We start from the raw sequence: 17,778 nt of genomic DNA, 5'->3' as shown, positions 1-17,778 counted from the left end.
GCCGGGCCCCGGTTTCAGCGGCGGTCGATCCGGCCTCTCGCATACCGGTGCCTGCGCTCGTAGGCGACGAGTCGGCCGTCGGCGTCGAGTTCGACGCGGTAGGACGCCATGACGCTCATGGTGTCCGGGACTCTTTCGAGTTCGACGACCTCCACGTCGGCGCGCCACCCCTCATCGGTGGCACGCAGCGCGGAAACGGCGCCGGGCTCGCACCGGAGCAACTCGGCGAGCTGGTCGGAGGCACGGCGCATGGCCGTGGAAACATCGATTCGTTTCTCGGCGGCCGTACCGCCGTTGCCGTCCGTGGTGTTCATCATCCCGCCTGTCGTGCCTCGGAAATCGTGTTCCGGCGAGGACTTGGGCCGTCCGCCGTGGCTTCGATGCGCGTGCCCGTGAGAACCGGACCTATGCGGCGGTGTCGGTTACTTGTCGCCACTGATTTTCCGCGTACCAGCTCAGATACCCCCTGGGGGCGACGAAGGGGACATGCCCCTCAGCGGACGGGCTGCCGGCACGTGCAACCGGCAGGGGCGGTGACTTCGTCGCTGCGCTGACACACCGCGCGGCGCGTGTGTGACAGGACAGCGGACCGCACCACCGCCGCCGACCGGGGCGCGGCAGTCCTGGGAGTTGTCTTCGCACAGGCTTCACCGAGGCGGACTACGCCGGGCTTCCGGACACCGCTCACCAGTAACTCGGCGGGCTCAGGGCCGACGCCATGTGTCGGACAGGCGTATGCCGTACAGCCAGCGCAGGCGGCGCAGGCGGCGCAGGCGGCGCAGGCGGCGCAGGCGGCGCAGCTCCCAACGGGCGAGTGCGATCAGGTCACCGGGCCGATCAGGCCGATCAGCAGGCGCAGCTGCAGCGAGACCCGGTCGTACACGGGGTCGGCTGCCAGCAGCGGAAGGCTGACGGGCAGGAGCGGCACGACGGACACGACGGCCGGTGCCGAAGTCCTCGTGCAGTCGGGCCGGTATGTCGCGAGGGGCGACGAATCCGAGGCTCAGCCAGGCGCCGACGGTCGCGGCGAAGCCGACACCGGTGCGCCAGAGCCGCAGCCTGGCGACCAGGGGTCGGTGATCCGGCGTCGGGGAGCACAGCCGGTAGGCGGCGATCACCGGCAGCAGCCGGCCCAGCCACCAGCAGAACCGCCTCGTGAACGACGTCAAGGCGGGGCAAGGCATTCCACCAGCGCCTGGATTGCATAGGATCTATGTGCCCGAGGAATGTCTGGGGGAAGATGGTGAGGGCCTGAGGAGAACCTTGGAGGCGTGGGGGAACGTGTTCGAGATCGACGCGCTGCGACTGCTCGTGACCGTGGCCGAAACCGGATCGTTCACGAAAGCGGCGGCCGGGCTCAACTACACGCAGTCCGCGGTGTCCCGGCGAATCGCCGCGCTGGAACAGCAAGCGGGCGGACCACTGTTCGCACGGCTCCCGCGAGGCGTACGACTGAATCCCGCAGGCCGCACGCTGCACCGGCACGCCATGGAAGTGCTCGACCGGCTGTCGCGGGCGGAGCGGGAGCTGGCGGTGCTGCACGCGGGCCACGGCGGGCTGCTGCACATAGGCGCGTTCGCCACCGCCAACATCTCCCTGGTCCCCACCGCCGTGCGGGCGCTCCAGGACGCCAGGCCGGATGTCGAGGTCGTCGCGGTCGAGGGCCCGACCGACACGCTGATGGAGCGCCTCGCGGACGGGGCGCTGGACCTCGCCGTCGTCAGCGACTACCCGTCCGGTCTGCCGTCGGCCGACGGTGTCACGACGACCGCACTGTGCGAGGACGAGCTGTTCGTCGCTCTCCCGCGCGGGCACCGCCTGGCCGGAGCCGGGACGATCGACCTGCGTGAACTGCACGACGAGGCCTGGCTCCAGAACGCGTACGGCGACCGCCCCACGATACTCGCCGACGCCTGCGCGCGAGCGGGCTTCACCCCCAGGAAGATCATCCGCATCGCGGAGTGGACCGGGAAGTTCGGCTACGCGGCCGCCGGGCTGGGGGTGGCGCTGGTCCCCTCGCTGGCCGCCTGGGCGGTCCCCGACGAACTCGTCCTGTGCCGCCTCACCGACCCGGCCCTGCGCCGGACCGTACATGTGGCGCTGCCTGCCGCCCCGCTACCGGCGGCACTGAAACTGCGGGATCTGCTGCGCGACGCCGAGTCCCGCCGGGCCAGGGTGTAGTCGACACCGAACCGGCGGCGCGCGACCTCTTCGCTCCGGGCCGAGGCGAACCCGGTGAATCCTGCTGGCCGGGCCACCTCGGGAGCGTCCGAGTCCCGGGTGGCGGAGCCCCCTTTCGGGGGCCCCGCCGCATGCTGGTGAGCGCATTCCACACGATCCCGTTGAGCACCGCGCGGTCGTCCAACCGCTTCCTGGCCCGCAACGAATCGGGCAACAGCGGCCGGGCGAACTACCGCTCACCATCCGAGACTTCACGGCGACGTATCACCGACCGTGATCCACCACTCGAGATCATGCGAAGACACCGCCTAGTACGACGTGGTCACCGTCACGCCGCTGAAGGCCGTGGCCCCGTACAGGCTGATGTAGCGGTATCCGGCCGTGGTGTTGGTGACCGTCAGGCGTTCGGTGGTGCCGGTGCCGGTGGAGCGGGCGCTGTACACCCTCGGCGACGCCCACGTGCCGGCGTTGTAGTACAGGTCGGCGTTGCCCGTGCCGCCCTTGGTGGTGACGGTCAGGGTGGTGGAGCCGGCCGGCATCCACAGATAGAGGTGGTCGGTGCCGCCTGCCGCGGCCGAACGGCCGGAGCGTGAGCAGTTCCGGCCCAGCAGCCGGGTGTCGGCGCCGGTGCACGGCGTCGCGGACGGGCCGCCCTGGCAGGCACCGGCGGCGCAGGCGGTGAGCCAGGCGTCGAAGTCCGCGTCGTAGCGGGTGCCGATGCCGTCGGCGTAGAGGGCGTAGGCGCCGTTGTAGTCGCCGGTGCGGAACTTGGCCAGGATGGCCAGCACGTCGGGGCGGTGCTTCTCCAGCATGTAGCGGACCGCCAGGTAACCCCACTGGTAGGTCCTGGCCTGGTTGCTGTTCTCGTAGGTGGTGCCGAACAGGGTGCTCAGGTCGTAGGTGTGCTTGCCGGCTTCCGTGATCGCGGCGGTGTAGTCGATGCCGCGGTAGCTGTAGGAGACGTATTCGGCGAAGCCCTCGATCCACCAGACGGTGGGCACGGCCACGGAGTCGGCGAAGTCGCCGTGGGTGTTGAAGCGGCCGTCGAGGTAGTGCGTGTACTCGTGGTTGAGGTTCCAGACCTGGCCGTCCTGTTCGTAGGCGATGAAGCGGGCCTGGTTGCCCGGGCGGGAGGGGTCGCCCTCCAGGTACATGCCGCCGTTGTCGGTGTCGATGCCGAACATGACCCCCGCGTACATCTGGTAGTCCGCACGGCTGTTGTAGACGACGACCTGGATGGTGGTGTTGTGGTCGTCGGCCACGGGACCGTTGTCGGCGATGATGTCGTGGACGTACGCGTCCTGGCTTTGCAGACTGCCGCACGACGCGGCCAGCTGGGCGGCCGTCAGCTCCTGGGCCCGGATGGTGTGGGCCGGATCGCACGCGTGGGTGATCGGCAGGGCGACCTTGGCCAGCTCGTCCTTGAATCCGCAGATGTCGTAGTACCCACACGCTGTGGCGTCGTAGTAGTCGGCCAGGTTCGCCGTGGCCAGCCACAGCCGGGCGGTCGGCCCGGTCATGCCGGTGGCGTCGATCACCTCTTTGACCAGCGGGCGGGCCGTCGCCTTGAGCGGGGCGTCCCCGAGGAAACGGGCGAGCTCGGCTCCGGCGTTGCTGGTCAGGTACGCCCGGTCGGTGCCGAGCAGGTCCAGGTGGCCGAGGGCGAACCGGTTCAGGGTGCGCAGAATGCCCGGATCGGCGGTGACGGCCCTGACGAAATCGGGGAACTGGTGACCTCGGAACAACGGCGTGTACACCGCGTTGGCGGAGGCCACCATGCTCCTCGACGCGTTCCAGCTGTTGTTGTAGCCGTTCAGGACCCGCTGGAGCGGCCCGAGATAGCGGCCCGCCTCCGCGGCGCTGTCGATCAGGATGACCGACTCACTGAGCGTACGGCCGTGTTCCTCGGTGACGTCCAGGTAGTGGCTGTTCCGGGTGAACGCGTCGAGGCCGCCGCGTATCGCGGTCTTCAGCGGCGCTCCGTACTCGCCGACCTCGTCGGGATGGCCGTACTGGACGTAGTAGCCGGCACGGAGGAAGAGGACCAGCTGGTAGGTGCCGTCCGCGTTGGTTCCGGTGTAGCGGAGCGCGGAGGTGCGGAAGGCGTCGGCCACGGTGACCATCTTCGCCTCGCGGAACACGCTGTGCGCGTCGGCCGCTCCGACGCTGAACAGGCTGTTCAGGCAGGCGTCGGTGGAGGACTTGACGAGACTCACGAGCTGCGCGCCGTCACGGGAGCCGAAGTCCGCGGGTGAGCAGGCGGCTGCTGTCCCGGCGGCCGGGGCGGTGAGCGTGGCCGGGGCCGGTCCGTTCCCGGACCCCGGGCCGGACAGCGGGGGAAGCTCGCCCGGGGTCAGCGGCCTGAGCTGGCGGTCCGTCGGGGCGTTCCCGGTCCCCGTCCATGCCCGATCGGCTGCGGCGGACGCAGCGGAGGAGACGGCCGGTTCGGGAGCGGGCCGGCCGACGGCCCCGGACGCGGAGCCGGGGAGGGTTCCGGTGATCGCCAGCGCCACGGACGCACATATTGCGGATGCCCAGGCGAGCAAGGGAGACATTCTTCTTCGCATCGACACTCCTGGTGGGGGGTTGCGCCGGCCGGGCGGCTCCGCCCGCTCGCCCGATCGGGGCGAAGGCGCACAGGGAGATTTCCACGACTGCCGTGCCGGAACAACGAGTTGAGGGATAGGAGATCGACCGGACCAGGCATAACACCGGGGGCGCGGCCCCAGCGCGCCCGTGCCGTACCGGAGGGGCGGGGAGCCGCTCATAATGGGCCGGTCGTCTCAGTCCCCCCGGTCGGCGAGGTGTGTGCAAGTGGAGCTGGAACTACGCCATTTGCGTGCCTTGTGCGCCATCGCGGACGCCGGGAGCGTGGGCCGGGCCGCCACGGCCCTCGGATACACCCAGCCTGCGATGAGCACGCAGCTCCGGCGCATCGAAAAGGCGCTGGGCGAGCCGCTGTTCACCAGGGGCAGCACGGGGGTGGAGCTCACCGCGTACGGTGTCGAGGTCGTCAGCCAGGCCCGCGACGTCCTCGCCCGTGCGGACGCCCTCGGCCGGCGGCGGACCGCCACGCCGCCGGGAACGACGCGCACGCTGCGGCTCGGTGCCACGAACACCCCGGTCCTGCCCGGCCTCGTGGCCTCGATGCGCACGGCCTTCCCGGATCTGACGATGTCGATCAGCAGCGTGTACGCCACCGGGGAACTGGTCAGGCTCGTGGAGGACGGCGAACTGGACGCCGCGCTGGGCATCGACTACCCGGGGCAGGATCTGCGCCACTCCCCCGCGCTCGCACACCGCGCCATCGTCACGGCACCGGTCTTCGTCGCGCTGCCCGCCGATCACCGGCTGGCGCACCGGGTGGAGGTGCCGCTCGAGGAGCTGGCCGAGGACACCTGGTTCGTCGCGCCCGACGACGGGGTGGGCTGGCCGGGCGCGTTCTACGATGCGTGCCGGGCATCCGGTTTCACCCCTGCGGCCGTGCACGAGTTCAGCCCGCTCGACCAGTTGCAGGCACTCATCGCCGACGGCCACGGCGTCTCCGCCATCCAGGCCACCCACAGGCCCGTCGACGGCGTGCAGATCAAACCGCTGGCCGGTACGCCGCTGTGGCTCAGGCACCTGATGATCCGGCGGCGCGACAGCGTCGACGAGGTGACGGCGGAAGCGCTCCACCACTACGCGGCCGCGGCCTACCGTGAACTCGTCATCCGTGCCCCGCACTTCCAGGCCTGGGCGAACCGGACCTACGCCGCCGCTCGTCCGACGGGTCGGAGCGGCACGAAGCTCACGTGACGGGGCTGCCAGGCCGCGCACACCGGCGATCCGGCAGTCGGCCTGCAGAACGACGGCAGGGCCGGAGAGTCCTCCGGCCCTGCCATGCGCGCGGCCTCTACGAGCTCACGGCATAGCGCGGTCTGACCACCGGCCGGGGTGTCCCGGCCGGTGGTTGGTCTGTGCGGGAGATCGCGTCCATGTACGCAGCTCGACCATCAGGGTCCGCCGCCCGAACGCCGAGGCCCAGCTGCTGTTCGGGGCGGACTGCGGAGGGCTCGACGACGCCGGGTTCTGCGCCCGTGCGGTGGAGTTTCTGGTGGCCGCGCTGGACGGTGTGAACCCGGCCTTCGCGTGGCTGGGCGCCGACGCGCCGGCCTCGGAGGAGACCAACCTCGACTGGGTGCTGGGCCGGCGGGTGCGGGACTCGGTCCGGGAGGCCAGGAAGCTGCTCCGCGGCTACTCCTGGACGACGGTGTGCCCGGAGGAGCTGTCGCAACGCCTGGGCGGGCCCGACGCTCTCGCCGCGTCGGGCGCCTTCCACGCGGTGTTCCCGCTCCGGGCGGGCAGGGCCGTCCTCCAGGCCACCAGGACGGCAGCGGAGTACACGGACGACGCCGTGCGCAGGGTCTTCGAGGCGCTGCACCCTGTCCTTCCCCCCGGCATGCCCCGGTTCGACCCGGCCCACCCGGACCTGCGCTACTTCCCTGCCGACGCGTCCGCTTCGGCGGGTAGGCGCTCATGGAGACGTTCGGAACATCCCCATGAGCGCGCCCGTTCAAGGCCCGGCGGACCCGGCCGCCGCGGCATCCGCGCCCGGCGTGACGGCAGCATCGCCGCCGGCCCGGGGACGGCACTCACCGGATCCGTCGATCACATGGGGAACGAGAGCAGGCGTACCGCTCCCGCGGGCCAACTGGCGCCGTCCCGCAGGGGTGTCCACATGGTCCGCAGCGGCATGATCACGGGTCCATCGGGTTGGTCGACCTGGACGTCCTGCTCAAGCGTTCGCCAGCCGAGTCGCTCGTAGAGCGAGACGAGGGGCGGTCGGCAGAAGAGAAGCCCATGCTGCGGCCCCATCGTCCGCGCGTGCTCCAGAGCCGCCGATACGACCGACCGTGCCAGTCCCTGCCCCCGCAGATCAGGCGCGACAGCCACCCCGCCGACACCGACCACTTGTGTGCCGACACCGCCGATCAACACGGGTAGCCGCAGCAGACCGGCGTGTGCCACGAGGCGGCCCTCCTGCCTGACGCCGAAATGATCTTCTTTGGGCAGCCACGTCAATCCGGCGTCCGCGACGCCGAAGGGATCGGCGCTGTCGCCGAGGATTTCGATCTGCTCGGTCTTCGTATATTCCGTGAGCCGCACCACGGTTGGCGATGCGGAAGAGAGGCGATCAGTCATCTCGCCATGATCCCGTTCGTGCCGGCTCCTGGCCATGCCAGGGAGGTCTCGCCGGTCCCGGGATGCCGCCACGCCACCCAACTGCCCGGCGAGTAGGCCCCGGTGGCGGGCCTCGGCACACTGCAAGCTCAGAGCGCAATCGGCCGGTACGCCAGGGCCTCCTCGACGATCTCTTCCGCAGACGCGTCCCGGAGGGCGTCCGCGGGATGGAAGATCAAACCGCTGACCGCGGGATGCAGCACGTTCATTTGGAGGAGCAGCAGGTAGTAGTCGGTCTCCGCGTCGGCGACGAGCACTCTGCGGACGATCTCCACGAGCTCCTCCTTCGTGACGTCCGCGACCCGGGGGCGAGCCGGCCGGGCCGCCTCCCGGGCGAAGTCCTCCAGGTCCCTGCTGCGCCAGTAATGGGCGAAGTGACAAGCCTCGTAATCGTGGCCGGTCATCGTGTTGAAGGCGCGGATCGCCTCATCCTCGTCCGCGGAACGGGCCTCGACCAGGCCGGCGATCCGTTCGATCTCGCGGCTCAGCTCTTCCAGCCGCTCAGGGCCCACAACAGGCGGCATCAGCTCCGGTCTCAGATCCACATCCACATCCACATTGTTTACGACAGCGCCGAGCACCGGCCTGCGGCCCCCGGAAGAGTACTGGTCAGCACCTCCTCGAGCGAGGCACCGCCTCGGCATCGCACAGCACGACCGCAGCGAGCTCGATACGGCCGACAAGGACCGGCGCGCCGTCACATGTGGGTGCCGCCGTCGATGCGGAGTTCGGTGCCGGTGATGAAGGCCCCCTCGTCCGAGGCCAGCATCGCCACGTCGCCCGCGACGGACTCCGGACCGGCGAAGCCCGTCGCCGGATCGGCGAAGCCTCCCCCGTCAGCGCCGGCCGCAGCTTGCCGAGCAGTTCCCAGTCGGTGTCCTCCGGCAGGCCGGGCCCGCGGTTCGAGCCGCCGGCACCGGAGCCGTCGGTCATGCCGCTAAAAATGCTGCCCGGCGCCACGCACAACGCCCGCAGCCGATGTGGAGCTGAAGTTGACGACCACGCCCCGGCCGGTGGCCAGCAGCGCGGGCAGCGCCTCGCGGGTCACCAGGAAGGTGCCGGTGAGGTTCACCGCGACGATCCGGTTCCAGAACTCCAGCGACATCTGCTCGGTGTGCGCGGACCGCAGGATGTCCGCCGCGTTGACCGGCACGTCCAGGTCCCCCAGATCGGCGAGCGCGCCTTGGACGCCCTCCCGCACGGGACTGGTTCACGAACTGCTGCAGGTTCTGCTCGTTGCCGTCCGGCAGCCGCGAGGCCATGGCCTGGATCGACTTGCGGCGGCGTCCGACATCAGTCACCGCAGGTAGCAGTCGCCTTCGGCCCGCTGGTCCTTGCGCGGCACCGAGGCGAACACATGAGCCACGTATAACGCCGACTCCGCCCGGACACGGTTCACTTCATGTGCGTCCATCCACCCAACGTGCCCAGAATCAGGCGGAACCCGAAGACCTAACGGAGTCCTACTCACTGCATCGGGTAAGGAAACCACCGGCGACGAGCCCAATTGCGCCGTTCAGGGTGCCGGCTGCGGCAGGTCCCGTCCCGCAAGCCCTGGCGCGGCCGGGGTAGATAGCCATTGGAGGGAAAGGTCCGGCCGCTGCGGGCCGGACCTTCTGTCGGATTCGAGCCCTGCGGGCGGACGCCCTGACGTGGCGGCCTCAACGCGTCGTGAGGACCATGGTCATCGGGGCGTCGATGAAGTAGTTGAACTGGCCGCGGCGGTGTACGAACAGCCGCTGGTCCGCATAGTGCAGCGGGTCTTCAACCAGGTCGTTGACCATCTCGTAATCAGGTGTTGTCTCGCCGATGCCCGCGTCGGGCATCTTCATCAGCTGGGTGGACTTGCCGTCTGCCGCGGCGAGGCGGATTACCTCGCTGCCGCGGTTGCTGGTGGGCTGCATGTGGACGGTCAGGCCGTTGCGGTCGGCTTGGACGGGGACCAGGACCCGGCTGAGTCCGGTGTCCGGGGTGAAGGACCACTTTCGCTTCCCGGTGGCCGTGTCGAACGCATGGATGGAGTTGGCGTTGTGGAAGTCATCCGTCGCGAGGTACACAGTTCCGGGTGTGGTGAGGACTCCGCCGCAGCGGCGGTGCTGCCCGGTGCAGCCGGTGGCGTAGGTGTCTTTGCTCTTCCAGGTGGCCTGGACCTTGCCCTGCGTCGAGACGGAGAGCAGTCGGTCGGGGGCGTCCTGCTCGAACGGGCCGGAGTTGACGCCAACGATCAGGGGATCGGCGGACACGATCCAGGCGTCGGTGGCGCGGGTCGTGTATCGCCAGGTCACCTTCCCGGTCGCAGGCTCGCGGTGGCCGACCCGATGGGTGCCGCCCTTCCAGTTCCCGCCGCACAGGCTGTGCGTGACCAGTACCTTCCCGCCCACATGCTCATCGCCGTCGCATCCCGGAGCTGGGGCGGTCCACACGGTCTTACCGGTGTTCAGCTCGAACCCAAACGAACCGCCAGCCGCTGTGGCCGCCTCGGCTGTGGTGGGCCAGCCGATCGCGGCCACCTGGTCGGTGACAGCCACGCTCATGCCCAGTCCCCGCGGCTTCAGCGTGGTCTTCAGGGCGGTGCGCCACACAACGCGGCCCTTGGTGATGTCGATGACGGCGAACTGGGTGCACGAACTCTCGGTCTGCTTGCCCGTGCGGTAGGCGACGGCCACATAGCCGTTGCTCGTGCGGGTGGGCGAGGCCTGGCAGATGTCGCCACTGAGCGGAATCGACCACTGTTCGGTGCCGCTGGCGACGTCGTAGCCGGTTACCCCGTCGGAGACACCGGTCGCGTATGTGGTCCCGGAAAGCCAGGCACCTGGCGCCGACACTGTCCGCCCGTCCTGCTCGGCTGCTGGCGCGGCAACCTCCCAGGCGACCTTCCCTTCTGTGCTCGACGACTTCGGCGACGGCGCGGGAGACGTGGACGAGGGGGAGGCACCCTTGCCGGCGGTGCTGTCCTGCTGCCCCGCATCTGAAGTCACCCACGCGACACCACCCGCCACCACGGCCAGCGCGGCAGCCACCACGCCGATCAGCACACCAGCTCGAGCACGTCCCCGTTCGGGAGGCGGACCATACGGGGCGACCGGCTGGGAAGGGGGGCCGTAGGAACCATGGTGGGACGGCGGAGTGGGCGGCATCGGTGGTTGAGACATGCAGAACACCAATCCTTGATCGGCAAACGGGGACACAGAACCCTAGCCCGGTGCCATCGACGGGCAGAGTGAATTGCGCACCAGGGAAGGACCGGTGCTCTGCACGGACCGCATGGCCAAGATCACTCACTGCTGCTCGACCTTCGTCCGCTTGACTCTGCGCTGGAGGCCGACAGTCTCGCGGCGAGTTACCGAGCGGTACGGACCGTGGGCCGCTCTCTCCACCCGTTTCCGCCGGTGGGCGGCGAACGGCACGTTCGACACGGCCAGCGCCTGTTCATCTCGCCCCGACTCGACCTCGTCGTCGTGCACTTCGGCTCCCAGGTCATGTCGCCCGCAGTGCCCCCTGTCCCACTCGTCCAGGCATTCCTCCAGATCGGAACCCACTGAACAACACCGCCTGAAGACCACCGCCCGAACCGCAAGCCCCAGCAGTTCCTCAGCGAGGCCTGCGGCATTCCGCCCCCGCGACTCGCCTTCGGCATAAGGCAGTTCACGACGATGTATCACGACCCCGTGATCCCGGAACCGAGATCATTTGGAGACACTGCCCAGGGCCTGTTGCGAAGGTGAGTGGTGGGGCGGCCCACTGCGGGGCGTCCATGAAATTGCCAGGCGGTCACGGGCGTTGATTGCGTCATGACTCAAGGACCGACACCTCGCCCGCTGTCCGACGAAGCCCTCTCCGACCTGCTCGGCAAGCGGCAGTTCGGTACCCTCGCCACCGTCAAGCGCAGTGGCCACCCGCACCTGACCACCATGCTCTACAGCTGGGACCGCGAGGCCCGCATCGTGCGGCTCTCGACGACGGCTGACCGCATCAAGGTCGCGCACCTGCGGCGCGATCCGCGTGCGGCGCTGCAGGTGCAGGGCGGTGACGTGTGGTCGTTCGCCGTCGCCGAGGGCGAGGCCGAGGTCTCCGAGATCACGACGGTTGCCGGCGACGAGGCGAGGACCTGCCCCCTGCGCACCAGATGCTGGTAAGCCCCTATGACACCGAGGCGCGCTACGGCACCAAGAAGACCACGAGCTGGACGGGCTACTGGCTGCACCTGACCGAGACCTGCGACGACGAAACACCCCGGCTGGTCACGGACGTCGCCACCGCGACCGCGGCCGACGGGGACAGCGAGGCCCTGCCCGGCATCCATACCCGCCTCCCCGAGCGGAAGCTGCTGCCCACCGAACAGCTCGTCGACAGCGGCTACGTCACGGCCGGCACCCTGGTCACCGCCCGTCAGGAACACGGCATCGACCTCGTCGGCCCTGCACGCCCTATCACCGGAGGCGACGGCCTCCAACGGTTTGGCCACGATCACTTCCAGATCGACGACGCCCGACGTGAGGCGATCTGTCCGGGTGGGCACACCAGCGTCTCCTGGGCTGCCACCCGCAGCAGTCGCCGCACACGCGTCCCCCTGGTCCAGATCCGTTTCGACGCGGCGACCTGCCGTGCCTGTCCGCTGCGCTCGCAGTGCACGACAGCGGGCAACGGCAAGTGGGGGCGGGCACTCACCCTGCGCGAGCCGCCCAGAGAGCGGCCCTCCAGCAGCGCCGCCGCGAACAGGAAACCGACGCCTGGCGGGACCGCTACCGCCGACGCGCCGGAATCGAGGCCACCGTCTGCCAGATCATCCACGGCACCCACGCACGCCGCAGCCGCTACCGGACCGCAGCCGCCACCCACCTGGGCCACTGCCTTGCCGCCACGGCCGTCAACCTCATCCGGATCGATGCCTGGCAGCAAGGCCACCGCCCCGAGCGCACCCGCACCACCCACTTATGCCGCCTCCTCGCGCGCCCCTCGAAATGAAAGATCAGCAACGGGGTCACGAAGGCAGGGGAGCGGAAGTCAACGCGCCCCGTACACCGGTTGGGGGGTCTCGGCCTCGGCCAGCAGCTTGAGGGCGGTCTCCCCCGCCTCCGCCGGGGTCCAGCGGGCGCCTTTGTCCGCGGTGGGACCGGGCCGCCAGCCCTCCATGACGGTGATCCGGCCGGCCTCGGCCTCGAAGACCCGTCCCGTCACCCCGGCAGAGGCGGAGGAGCCCAGCCAGACGACAAGGGGAGAGACGTTCTCCGGGGCCATGGCGTCGAATGCGCCGTCCTGGGGGGCGGCCATGGTGTCGGCGAAGGTCCGCTCGGTCATCCGGGTGCGGGCGGCCGGGGCGATCGCGTTGACCTGGACGCCGTAGCGCGCCATCTCCGCCGAGGCGACGAGCGTCAGGCCGACGATCCCGGCCTTGGCGGCGGCGTAGTTGCCCTGGCCGACGCTGCCGAGCAGGCCGGCCCCGGAGCTGGTGTTGATCACGCGGGCCTCGGGCGTACGGCCGGCCTTCGCCTCGGCGCGCCAGTGCGCGGCGGCATGCCTGAGCGGCAGGAAGTGGCCCTTGAGGTGGACGCGCATGACGGCGTCCCAGTCGTCCTCGTCGAGATTGACGAGCATGCGGTCGCGCAGGAATCCGGCGTTGTTGACGAGGGTGTCGAGGCGGCCGAAGGCGTCCACGGCGGTGGCGATGAGCGAGGCCGCGCCGTCGGCGGTGGCGATGTCCCCGCCATGGGCGACCGCCTCCCCGCCGAGCGCGCGGATCTCGTCGACGACCTGCTGGGCGGGCCCGCAGGCCTCTCCCGTGCCGTCGAGGCCGACGCCGAGGTCGTTGACGACGACGCTCGCTCCCTCGGCGGCGAAGGCGAGGGCGTGCGCGCGGCCGAGCCCGCGGCCGGCCCCGGTGACGACGGCGACGCGTCCGGTGCAGATTCCCGTGGTCATGGTTTGTGTCCTTTCAGTGAGAGCGGATGTCCTGCGGCAGCCGCCCTGGGCAGGTGCCCCGGCACCACGGCGGCGGCGCGCGTCTTCACGCCCCACCCCTGCCGGAGGCGGTCAGGCGGTCAGTTGTTGACGCCGGCGGCGTCGAGGAAGGCGGGGCGCTCCCCTCCCCCGTGGACGTGCAGGGCGGCGCCGCTGATGTACGCGGCCCGGTCGGAGGCGAGGAAGACGCAGGCGTCGCCGATGTCGGAGGGATCGGCGAGCCGGCCGAGCGGCACGGTGCGGCCGACGGCGGCGATGCCGTCCTCGTCCCCGTAGTGCAGGTGGGACAGCTCGGTGCGGACCATTCCGAGGACGAGCGTGTTGACCCGCACCCGGGGCGCCCATTCCACGGCCATGGAGCGTGCGAGGTTCTCCAGGCCCGCCTTGGCGGCTCCGTACGCCGCGGTCCCCGGGGACGGGCGGGTCCCGCTGACGCTGCCGATCATCACGATCGATCCGCCCCCGCTCTGATGGCGCATCACCTCGTACGCGGCGAGCGAGGCGGTCAGCGGCGCGACGAGGTTCAGCTCGACGACCCGGGCGTGGCGTTCGGCTCCGCCCTCGTCGAGCATCCGGAAGGGAGTGCCCCCGGCGTTGTTGACCAGGGTGTCCAGCCGCCCGTAGCCGCTCCGCACCCGTTCGAAGAATCCACCGACCGCCTGCGGGTCGCGGAGGTCGACGGGAAGGAAGCGGGCCCTGCGCCCCGCAGCCTCGACAGGCTTGTCCGGAGCCCGTCGCGCGCAGGTCACGACCTGCGCACCGGCTTCGAGCAGGGCGCGGGTGATCCCCGCGCCGATGCCTCGGGTTCCGCCGGTGACGACGGCGACGGAGCCGGACAGGTCGATGATCGCTGCCAATTGACACCTCCCGTAGTGGGGGATCCACTGCTACCTTCACCTAACAAATGTTTGGTGGAAAGGTAGCTGATCTGCTCATGGGTGTCTCCACCTCCGCCCCGCACGAGGGCATCGCCGTCGTCACCGTGGACTTCCCCCCGGTCAACGCCCTCCCGGTACAGGGCTGGTACGACCTGGCCGCCGAGGTGCGTGCCGCCGGGGCCGACCCGACGGTTCGCTGCGTGGTGCTCACCGCCGCCGGCCGCGGTTTCAACGCCGGCGTGGACATCAAGGAAATGCAGCGCACGACCGGGCACGACGCCCTGATCGGCGCCAACCGCGGCTGCTACGAGGCGTTCGCCGCGGTCTACGACTGCGAGGTCCCGGTGGTCGCCGCCGTGCACGGCTTCTGCCTGGGCGGCGGCATCGGCCTGGCCGGCAACGCCGACGCCATCGTCGCCGCCGACGACGCGACCTTCGGGCTGCCCGAGCTGGACCGGGGCGCGCTCGGCGCGGCAACCCACCTCGCCCGGCTGGTCCCCCAGCATCTGATGCGGGCGCTGTACTACACCTCCCGCACCGCCACCGCGCAGGAGCTGCACCGGCACGGCTCGGTGTGGCGGGTCGTCCCCCGCGAGCATCTCCACGACGCCGCGCTGGAGCTGGCGCGGGAGATCGCGGCCAAGGACGGCTGTCTGATCCGCCTCGCCAAGGCCGCGATCAACGGGATCGACCCTGTGGACGTCCGCCGCAGCTACCGCTTCGAGCAGGGCTTCACCTTCGAGGCCAACCTCAGCGGCGTCGCCGACAAGCACCGCGACGCGTTCGTGTCGTCCAAGGAGGACCGACGGTGAGTGACAAGACGATGACCGCCGAGGAGGTGGTCGGCCGCCTCGAGAGCGGGATGACGATCGGCATCGGCGGCTGGGGCTCGCGGCGCAAGCCGATGGCGCTGGTGCGCGCGCTGCTGCGCTCGGATCTCACCGATCTGACCGTCGTCTCGTACGGCGGTCCGGACGTCGGGTTGCTCGCCGCCGCCGGGAAGATCCGCAAGCTGGTCGCGGCGTTCGCCACACTCGACTCCGTCCCCCTCGAGCCGAACTTCGGGGCGGCCCGGCAGCGAGCCGCGTTCGAGATGGTGGAGCTGGACGAGGCCATGGTCATGTGGGGCCTGACGGCCGCCGCGCACCGGCTGCCGTTCATGCCGATCCGGGCCGGCCTCGCCTCGGACGTGATGAGCGTCAACCCGTCACTGCGCACGGTCACTTCCCCGTACGAGGACGGCGAGGAGCTGGTCGCGGTCCCGGCCCTGCGGCTGGACGCCGCGCTCGTCCACCTCAACCGGGCCGACGTGCAGGGCAACGCCCAGTACCTGGGCCCGGACCCGTACTTCGACGATCTGTTCTGCGAGGCCGCCGACGCGGCGTACGTCTCCTGCGAGCGGATCGTGGACACCGCCGACCTGCGGGGGGACTCCGGTCCGCAGTCCCTGCTGGTCAAGCGCGCGTTCGTGAACGGCGTCGTCGAGACACCGAACGGCGCGCACTTCACCTCCTGCGCCCCCGACCACGACCGCGACGAGGCGTTCCAGCGCGCCTACGCCAGGGCCGCACGCGACCCCGAGGCCTGGCGGGCCTTCGACGAGCGGTTCCTGTCGGGTGACGAGGGCGCGTACCAGGCCGCGGTGGCGGCGTTCCACGAGGAGGAAGCATGAGCAGCGGTACGACGACGGCGACGCGGGCCGAGTACTGCGTGGTGGCGTGCGCCGAGGCCTGGCGGGGCGCGGGCGAGGTGCTGGCCGGCCCGATGGGCACCGTCCCCACGATCGGGGCCCGGCTGGCGAAGCTCACCTTCTCCCCCGACCTGCTGCTGACGGACGGCGAAGCGCTGCTCATCGGCGACGTACCGGCGGTCGGCGCCCGGGCACAGGTGGTGGAGGGCTGGCTGCCGTACCGCCAGCACCTGGCCCTGGTCGCCACCGGGCGGCGGCACGTGATGATGGGCGCGAGCCAGCTCGACCGGCACGGCAACCAGAACATCTCCTGCATCGGCGCGTGGGCCCGGCCCGAGCGGCAGTTGCTGGGCGTGCGCGGCGCCCCCGTCAACACCCTCAACAACCCGACCAGTTACTGGGTCGCCAAGCACTCCCCACGGGTCTTCGTCGAGCGGGTCGACATGGTGTCCGGGGTCGGCTACGACCGCGCCGCCGCGGCCGGTCCCTCCGCGACCCGCTACCACCGCATCCCGGACGTCATCAGCAACCTGGGCGTGTTCGACTTCGAGACGCCGGACCGGACGATGCGGCTGCGCTCGCTGCATCCCGGCGTCACGGTCGAGCAGGTCGTCGCGGCCACCGGCTTCGCGCTCACCGTCCCCGACGAGGTGCCGCACACCCGCGAGCCCACCGCCGAGGAGCTGCGGCTGATCCGGGAGGTCATCGACCCGAAGGCGCTGCGCGACCGCGAGGTGCCGGCCGCATGAGCGACGCCACGATCAACACCCCGCTCACCGAACTGGTCGGTGTCCGGCACCCCATCGTGCAGACCGGCATGGGCTGGGTGGCCGGGCCCCGCCTGGTCTCGGCCGCCGCCCACGCGGGTGCGCTCGGGATACTCGCCTCCGCCACCATGACCACAGGCCGGCTCCGCTCCGCCGTGCGTGAGGTCAAGTCCCGTACGGACGCGCCGTTCGGGGTCAATCTGCGCGCGGATGCGGGGGACGCGGCGGAGCGTGTACAGATCATCGTCGAGGAGGGCGTGAAGGTCGCCTCGTTCGCGCTCGCACCCTCCCTGGAACTGATCGCCCGGCTGAAGGACGCCGGGGTCGTCGTCATCCCGTCCATCGGCGCCAGGCGGCACGCCGAGAAGGTCGCCGCGTGGGGCGCCGACGCGGTGGTGGTGCAGGGCGGCGAAGGCGGGGGGCACACCGGCGACGTCGCCACCACCGTTCTGCTGCCCCAGGTCGTGGACGCCGTCGACGTCCCGGTCATCGCGGCGGGCGGCTTCCACGACGGGCGCGGCCTGGTCGCCGCGCTCGCCTACGGCGCCGCCGGAATCGCCATGGGCACCCGCTTCCTGCTCACCTCCGACAGCACCGTCCCCGACGCGGTCAAGGCCACGTACCTGGCTGCGGCGGTCAAGGACGTCACCGTCACCACCAAGGTGGACGGCCTGCCCCACCGGATGCTCCGCACCGAGCTGGTCGACGCACTGGAGCGCTCGGGCCGGGCCGGGTCACTGCTGCGGGCGGTCCGCCACGCCGGGGCCTTCCGGCGCGAGAGCGGCATGAGCTGGCCGCAGATGATCCGCGAGGGCCTGGCGATGAAACACGGCAAGGAACTGACCTGGAGCCAGGTGCTGCTGGCCGCCAACACTCCCATGCTGCTCAAGGCCTCGATGGTCGAGGGCCGCACCGACCTTGGTGTGATGGCCGCCGGCCAGGTGGCGGGGCTGATCGACGATCTCCCGTCCTGTGCCGAGCTCGTCGACCGCGTGATGGCCGAAGCGCACACCACACTCCGCACCCTGCCCCTCGCGGGCTGAAGGGCCGCGTTCCGCTCCACCGCCGGGAAATGTCCCCC

14 protein-coding genes and 4 pseudogenes are annotated in these 17,778 nt (G+C 70.7%); 8 read left to right on the top strand and 10 right to left on the bottom strand.

The window, feature by feature from the left end; all coding sequences use genetic code 11:
- Positions 1 to 14 precede the first annotated feature (14 nt).
- Entirely contained in the window at positions 15 to 317 is a 303-nt protein-coding gene (locus QFZ82_RS35485; protein WP_307717031.1) for a gas vesicle protein, read from the bottom strand.
- 964 nt (positions 318 to 1,281) lie between these two features.
- Between QFZ82_RS35485 and QFZ82_RS35480 the strand changes: the two genes are divergently transcribed.
- On the top strand, positions 1,282 to 2,181 hold the full coding sequence (locus QFZ82_RS35480) for a LysR family transcriptional regulator (protein WP_307717941.1): 900 nt from the start codon (positions 1,282 to 1,284) through the stop codon (positions 2,179 to 2,181).
- Positions 2,182 to 2,489: 308 nt separating this feature from the next.
- Here the strand turns inward: QFZ82_RS35480 and QFZ82_RS35475 are convergent, their stop codons facing one another.
- The gene (locus tag QFZ82_RS35475) at positions 2,490 to 4,694 is read right to left on the bottom strand and encodes a M9 family metallopeptidase (RefSeq protein WP_307717030.1); all 2,205 of its coding nucleotides are present in this window, start codon (positions 4,692 to 4,694) and stop codon (positions 2,490 to 2,492) included.
- 301 nt (positions 4,695 to 4,995) lie between these two features.
- Between QFZ82_RS35475 and QFZ82_RS35470 the strand changes: the two genes are divergently transcribed.
- Positions 4,996 to 5,979, top strand: a complete 984-nt coding sequence (locus QFZ82_RS35470) for a LysR family transcriptional regulator (RefSeq protein ID WP_307717029.1) — start codon at positions 4,996 to 4,998, stop codon at positions 5,977 to 5,979.
- A gap of 852 nt (positions 5,980 to 6,831) precedes the next feature.
- Here the strand turns inward: QFZ82_RS35470 and QFZ82_RS35465 are convergent.
- The 6 genes and pseudogenes from QFZ82_RS35465 to QFZ82_RS35440 all read right to left on the bottom strand — a co-directional run bounded on the left by QFZ82_RS35465 (position 6,832) and on the right by QFZ82_RS35440 (position 10,943).
- On the bottom strand, positions 6,832 to 7,365 hold the full coding sequence (locus QFZ82_RS35465) for a GNAT family N-acetyltransferase (protein WP_307717028.1): 534 nt from the start codon (positions 7,363 to 7,365) through the stop codon (positions 6,832 to 6,834).
- 128 nt (positions 7,366 to 7,493) lie between these two features.
- Entirely contained in the window at positions 7,494 to 7,949 is a 456-nt protein-coding gene (locus tag QFZ82_RS35460) for a hypothetical protein (protein ID WP_307717027.1), read from the bottom strand.
- 152 nt (positions 7,950 to 8,101) lie between these two features.
- Positions 8,102 to 8,605, bottom strand: a pseudogene (locus tag QFZ82_RS35455) (SDR family NAD(P)-dependent oxidoreductase); the annotation flags it as partial.
- Positions 8,577 to 8,818, bottom strand: a pseudogene (locus QFZ82_RS35450) (transposase); the annotation flags it as partial. The pseudogenes QFZ82_RS35450 and QFZ82_RS35455, both read right to left, overlap by 29 nt.
- 247 nt (positions 8,819 to 9,065) lie before the next feature.
- A complete protein-coding gene (locus QFZ82_RS35445) occupies positions 9,066 to 10,382 on the bottom strand; it encodes a PQQ-binding-like beta-propeller repeat protein (protein ID WP_307717026.1) in 1,317 nt (438 codons plus the stop codon).
- Positions 10,383 to 10,682: 300 nt separating this feature from the next.
- Positions 10,683 to 10,943 carry a hypothetical protein gene (locus QFZ82_RS35440; protein WP_307717025.1) on the bottom strand — a complete coding sequence of 87 codons (261 nt, stop codon included), beginning with the start codon at positions 10,941 to 10,943 and terminating at the stop codon, positions 10,683 to 10,685.
- Between the two features lie 252 nt (positions 10,944 to 11,195).
- Between QFZ82_RS35440 and QFZ82_RS35435 the strand changes: the two are divergent.
- A pseudogene (locus QFZ82_RS35435) lies at positions 11,196 to 11,501 on the top strand (pyridoxamine 5'-phosphate oxidase family protein); the annotation flags it as partial.
- A gap of 29 nt (positions 11,502 to 11,530) precedes the next feature.
- Positions 11,531 to 12,369: pseudogene (locus QFZ82_RS39880) on the top strand (transposase).
- A 39-nt stretch (positions 12,370 to 12,408) separates the two neighbouring features.
- Here the strand turns inward: QFZ82_RS39880 and QFZ82_RS35425 are convergent.
- Entirely contained in the window at positions 12,409 to 13,323 is a 915-nt protein-coding gene (locus QFZ82_RS35425) for an SDR family oxidoreductase (protein ID WP_307717023.1), read from the bottom strand.
- Positions 13,324 to 13,442: 119 nt separating this feature from the next.
- Positions 13,443 to 14,219 (bottom strand): SDR family oxidoreductase, encoded by a 777-nt coding sequence (locus QFZ82_RS35420; RefSeq protein WP_307717022.1) that lies wholly within the window; start codon positions 14,217 to 14,219, stop codon positions 13,443 to 13,445.
- Positions 14,220 to 14,296: 77 nt separating this feature from the next.
- On the opposite strand from QFZ82_RS35420, the gene QFZ82_RS35415 reads away from it, so the two are divergent.
- Genes QFZ82_RS35415 through QFZ82_RS35400 form a run of 4 tightly spaced genes read left to right on the top strand, consistent with a single transcriptional unit; the run spans position 14,297 to position 17,740 of the window.
- The gene (locus QFZ82_RS35415; RefSeq protein ID WP_307717021.1) at positions 14,297 to 15,052 is read left to right on the top strand and encodes an enoyl-CoA hydratase family protein; all 756 of its coding nucleotides are present in this window, start codon (positions 14,297 to 14,299) and stop codon (positions 15,050 to 15,052) included.
- Positions 15,049 to 15,912, top strand: coding sequence for a CoA transferase subunit A (locus QFZ82_RS35410; RefSeq protein ID WP_307717020.1), 864 nt, complete (start codon positions 15,049 to 15,051; stop codon positions 15,910 to 15,912). The genes QFZ82_RS35415 and QFZ82_RS35410 overlap by 4 nt, the downstream gene beginning before the upstream one ends.
- Positions 15,909 to 16,679, top strand: a complete 771-nt coding sequence (locus QFZ82_RS35405; RefSeq protein WP_307717019.1) for a CoA-transferase subunit beta — start codon at positions 15,909 to 15,911, stop codon at positions 16,677 to 16,679. Before QFZ82_RS35410 ends, QFZ82_RS35405 begins: the two co-directional genes overlap by 4 nt.
- Complete coding sequence (locus QFZ82_RS35400; RefSeq protein ID WP_307717018.1) at positions 16,676 to 17,740, top strand: nitronate monooxygenase family protein; 1,065 nt, start codon at positions 16,676 to 16,678, stop codon at positions 17,738 to 17,740. Before QFZ82_RS35405 ends, QFZ82_RS35400 begins: the two co-directional genes overlap by 4 nt.
- The last annotated feature ends 38 nt before the right edge of the window (positions 17,741 to 17,778 follow it).

The organism is Streptomyces sp. V4I23, assembly GCF_030817975.1.
In the GTDB taxonomy this organism is placed as follows: domain Bacteria; phylum Actinomycetota; class Actinomycetes; order Streptomycetales; family Streptomycetaceae; genus Streptomyces.
Note: the sequence above shows the minus strand (reverse complement) of the source record. Positions and strands in the feature narration are given on the sequence as shown.

Bases quoted from the DNA above. Each gene is read 5' to 3' on its own strand.
- QFZ82_RS35485 (WP_307717031.1), bottom strand. From the start codon at position 317: ATGATGAACACCACGGACGGCAACGGCGGTACGGCCGCCGAGAAACGA.
- QFZ82_RS35465 (WP_307717028.1), bottom strand. From the start codon at position 7,365: ATGACTGATCGCCTCTCTTCCGCATCGCCAACCGTGGTGCGGCTCACG.
- QFZ82_RS35425 (WP_307717023.1), bottom strand. From the start codon at position 13,323: ATGACCACGGGAATCTGCACCGGACGCGTCGCCGTCGTCACCGGGGCC.
- QFZ82_RS35415 (WP_307717021.1), top strand. From the start codon at position 14,297: ATGGGTGTCTCCACCTCCGCCCCGCACGAGGGCATCGCCGTCGTCACC.
- QFZ82_RS35405 (WP_307717019.1), top strand. From the start codon at position 15,909: ATGAGCAGCGGTACGACGACGGCGACGCGGGCCGAGTACTGCGTGGTG.
- QFZ82_RS35400 (WP_307717018.1), top strand. From the start codon at position 16,676: ATGAGCGACGCCACGATCAACACCCCGCTCACCGAACTGGTCGGTGTC.